Raw genomic sequence first — 3,747 nt, 5'->3', positions numbered from 1 at the left:
GTACCGGCACGGTCACGCTGGTACCAACACCGGTACCGGCGGACGATCCGTCCGGCGAACCGTTGTGGACGGGTGCTGTCACCATCAGCCGACCGCGCCTTCCATCTGCAGCTCGATCAGCCGGTTGAGCTCGAGGGCGTACTCCATCGGCAGTTCACGGGCGATCGGTTCGACGAACCCGCGCACGACCATGGCCATGGCCTCGTCCTCGGACAACCCGCGGCTCATCAGGTAGAAGAGCTGGTCCTCCCCGACCTTGGACACGGTGGCCTCGTGCCCGATGGAGGCGTCGTCCTCCCGGACGTCGACGTAGGGATAGGTGTCCGACCGGCTGACCGTGTCGACCAGCAGGGCGTCGCACTTCACCGTCGCCCGCGAGTTGTGCGCGCCTTCCTTGATCTGGACCAGACCGCGGTAGGACGTCCGGCCACCGCCGCGGGCCACCGACTTGGACACGATCGTGGACGACGTCCGCGGCGCGGCGTGCACCATCTTCGCGCCGGCGTCCTGGTGCTGGCCGGCGCCGGCGAACGCGATCGAGAGCACCTCGCCCTTGGCCTGCTCGCCGAGCAGCCACACGGCCGGGTACTTCATCGTCACCTTGGAACCGATGTTCCCGTCGATCCACTCCATGGTGCCGCCGGCCTGGCAGGCGGCCCGCTTGGTCACCAGGTTGTAGACGTTGTTCGACCAGTTCTGGATGGTCGTGTACCGGCAGCGGGCGTTCTTCTTCACGATGATTTCCACGACCGCGGAGTGCAGCGAGTCGGAGGAATAGATCGGCGCGGTACAGCCCTCGACGTAGTGCACGTAGGCACCCTCGTCAACAATGATCAGGGTCCGCTCGAACTGGCCCATGTTCTCGGTGTTGATGCGGAAGTACGCCTGCAGCGGGATTTCCACGTGCACGCCCGGCGGGACGTAGATGAAGGAGCCGCCGGACCACACCGCGGTGTTCAGCGCGGCGAACTTGTTGTCGCCGACCGGGATGACCGAACCGAAGTACTCCTGGAATATCTCCGGGTGCTCACGCAGGCCCGTGTCGGTGTCGAGGAAGATGACGCCCTGCTCCTCAAGATCCTCACGGATCTTGTGATAGACGACCTCGCTCTCGTACTGGGCCGCCACGCCGGAGACCAGACGCTGCTTCTCGGCTTCGGGGATGCCGAGCTTGTCGTAGGTGTTGCGGATGTCCGCCGGCAGGTCGTCCCAACTCTCCGCCTGCTTCTCGGTCGAACGGACAAAATACTTGATGTTGTCGAAATCGATCCCGGACAGGTCCGCACCCCAGGTGGGCATGGGCTTGCGGCCGAACAGCTTCAGACCCTTGAGCCGAAGCTGGGTCATCCACTCCGGCTCGCTCTTCTTGGCCGAGATGCCCAGGACGACCGCCTCGGACAATCCGCGCTCAGCGGTCGCCGCATACGCGTCCGTGTCGGACCAGCCGAACTTGTAGGAACCCAGTCCTTCGAGCCGACTGTCGATCTCGGTCTCGGGAGTTGTGGTCATATGGCAGGACCCTCCGAGGAGGTGAGAGTGGCGGGGGGCGTGGAAACAGGTGGGACGGACGTCGGTGAACCGACTGGTGAGGAGCGCGACACCGCGGGCGGTGCGGGCGGTTCGGGTGCGCCCGGATAGACCGGATCCCCTGGGTGGACCGGATCCCCCGGCCGGCCCGGGTCTGCCTCTCCGACCACAGCGAAGGAGGAGGAAGCCCGAACGGAACGATCATGACTTTCGTCACGCCGCTGGAGGTCCCGGGCTTCCAGCGGAACATGCGTCGTGCACACCCCGTCACCATGGGCAATGGTGGCGAGCCGCTGGACGTGGGAGTCCAGCAGCCGTGACAACGCGGCGGTCTCCGCGCCGCAGAGCTCGGGAAACTGCTCGGCAACATGCTGGACGGGGCAGTGGTGCTGGCAGATCTGGATGCCCGTCGGAAGCTGCGAGGCGCTTGCGGTGTAACCGGCGGCGGACATCGCCGCCGCCAGCGCCGCCGGCCGGTCGGCAGGGTCGGCCCGGGAGACCGCGCCCTTGACCCGCCGTTCCAGATCGGCGGCGCGCGCCTCGGCGAACTCCGCGACGACCGCGTGGCCCGCGACGTCGGCGAGGAAGCTCAGCGCGCTGGTGGCGAGGTCCTCGTACGCGGTCGGGCCGGCCGCGTGACCGACAGCGGTGAGCTGGTAGACCCGAGCCGGACGACCGCGGCCGCGCGGGCCCGGGGTGCGGGCCGACCGGGTCATGATCACGCCTTCCGTGAGCATCGCGTCCAGATGCCGCCGGATTGCCGCCGGCGACAGGCCGAGGTTCGCGGAAAGGGTGACCGCGGTCGAGGGGCCGAGCTCCAGGAGCAGGCGCACGACACGGTCACGGGTCCGGCCGTCGGCCGCCGTACCGTTGGAGGTGTCGGGCATGCTTTTCACAACACCACTGTGCCTTATTTCCCGCCGAGGGTCTAACCCTCCGGCCCGCAGGTACGACGTGATCTGTCGAAGTACCGGACCATCGTGGCATCCGACCTGGGCAAAGAGCGCACACTCGGGACGAGCGTCTGATCCGCCACACCCGCAGGGCCGTGGCCGTCCTCGTACCGGTCCGTCGCGCTACCACACGGAGACCACCTGCATCTGCGTGTCATCGTGCGAACCGACCATCTCACAGACCAACTCCTGACAGGCTGTGGCCGGGGACGGATGGCGTCTCCGGCTCGACGCGACCCGGACGGAGACCGTGACCGAGGCCGACCACAGCGCTCGCGAACTCGACGCTGAAAAGGCCGGCATCGGCAGAGCCGACACAGACCCCCGGACCGACAACTACGCCGCGGAGCTGGGACGCCGGCTACGAGCAGCCCGCCACCGTCGCGGCATGTCCCTCGTCGACGTCCAGGAACGGACGAACGGACGCTGGACCGCCGGCACCCTGGGCGCCTACGAGCGGGGACACCGCTCCCTGCGGGTACATCGCCTGATGGAGCTGGCCGAGCTCTACGACGTGACCGCGGTCATGCTCATCCCGTCGCAGACGGACCGCTCCGAACTGGTCGGGCTGCCACCGCTGGCCATCGACCTGCACCGGCTGCGCAAACTGCCACCGACCCGCACCGGCCCGTTGCGACGCTGGATCGCGATCGTGCAGGTGCTGCGCTCGGAGAACTCCCGGGACGTGCTGCGTCTACGTCGCACGGATCTGCTCTCGCTGGCACGGCTCTACAGCACAACGCCGCCGCTGCTCTACGAACGCCTCGGCGCATGGGGCGCGCTCGCCGAGCCGGGATCCGGGCAGCGGCCCGCACCGCCCCGCGGCCGGCGCGGCCAGCCCCGTTCCTGACCTGAAGCCTCCATCCGCGGATAACCTCCCGTCCATGGTTCCCCAGTGGGTTCCGAAGGGGTCCCTGGTGGGTTCTGGCCGCATCCGAGGGGGCTCCGATCGCACCAACGGGTGCGATCGTCCGTAGGATCGCGAGTGTGGCGGATGACCTGGCAGTCGAGGTTTCTGACCTGGTCAAGACCTACTGGCCGCGTTCGAACCGAGCCGTACACGCCGTCAACCATCTGTCACTGACCGTTGTGACAGGTTCGGTGACGGCTCTGCTCGGCCCGAACGGCGCCGGCAAGACGACCACGATCGAAATCTGCGAGGGGTTCCGGCGCCCGGACGCCGGCCACGTTCGGGTGCTCGGTCTCGACCCCGGGCGCGACGCATCCGTCCTGCGCCCCCGGGTGGGGGTCATGCTCCAGTCCGGTG

Annotated in this window: 4 protein-coding genes; 2 read left to right on the top strand and 2 right to left on the bottom strand. The window is 68.0% G+C overall.

The genetic code is table 11. From position 1 onward, the window contains the following. Positions 1 to 84 precede the first annotated feature (84 nt). Positions 85 to 1,509, bottom strand: a complete 1,425-nt coding sequence (sufB, locus tag CV1CTNOD_RS08165; RefSeq protein ID WP_131785539.1) for a Fe-S cluster assembly protein SufB — start codon at positions 1,507 to 1,509, stop codon at positions 85 to 87. After that, the gene (locus CV1CTNOD_RS08160; RefSeq protein ID WP_131785538.1) at positions 1,506 to 2,414 is read right to left on the bottom strand and encodes a helix-turn-helix transcriptional regulator; all 909 of its coding nucleotides are present in this window, start codon (positions 2,412 to 2,414) and stop codon (positions 1,506 to 1,508) included. Before CV1CTNOD_RS08160 ends, sufB begins: the two co-directional genes overlap by 4 nt. A gap of 367 nt (positions 2,415 to 2,781) precedes the next feature. On the opposite strand from CV1CTNOD_RS08160, the gene CV1CTNOD_RS08155 reads away from it, so the two are divergent. Both CV1CTNOD_RS08155 and CV1CTNOD_RS26390 read left to right on the top strand, forming a co-directional pair. Beyond that, positions 2,782 to 3,330, top strand: coding sequence for a transcriptional regulator (locus CV1CTNOD_RS08155; RefSeq protein ID WP_242606493.1), 549 nt, complete (start codon positions 2,782 to 2,784; stop codon positions 3,328 to 3,330). Positions 3,331 to 3,467: 137 nt separating this feature from the next. Next, the coding region (locus CV1CTNOD_RS26390) for an ATP-binding cassette domain-containing protein (protein WP_242606488.1) at positions 3,468 to 3,747 on the top strand (280 nt) is incomplete at its 3' end.

The sequence above is a fragment of the Protofrankia symbiont of Coriaria ruscifolia genome (genome assembly GCF_900634745.1).
Classification (GTDB): domain Bacteria; phylum Actinomycetota; class Actinomycetes; order Frankiales; family Frankiaceae; genus Protofrankia; species Protofrankia californiensis.
This window is presented reverse-complemented; position numbering and strand designations above follow the sequence as displayed.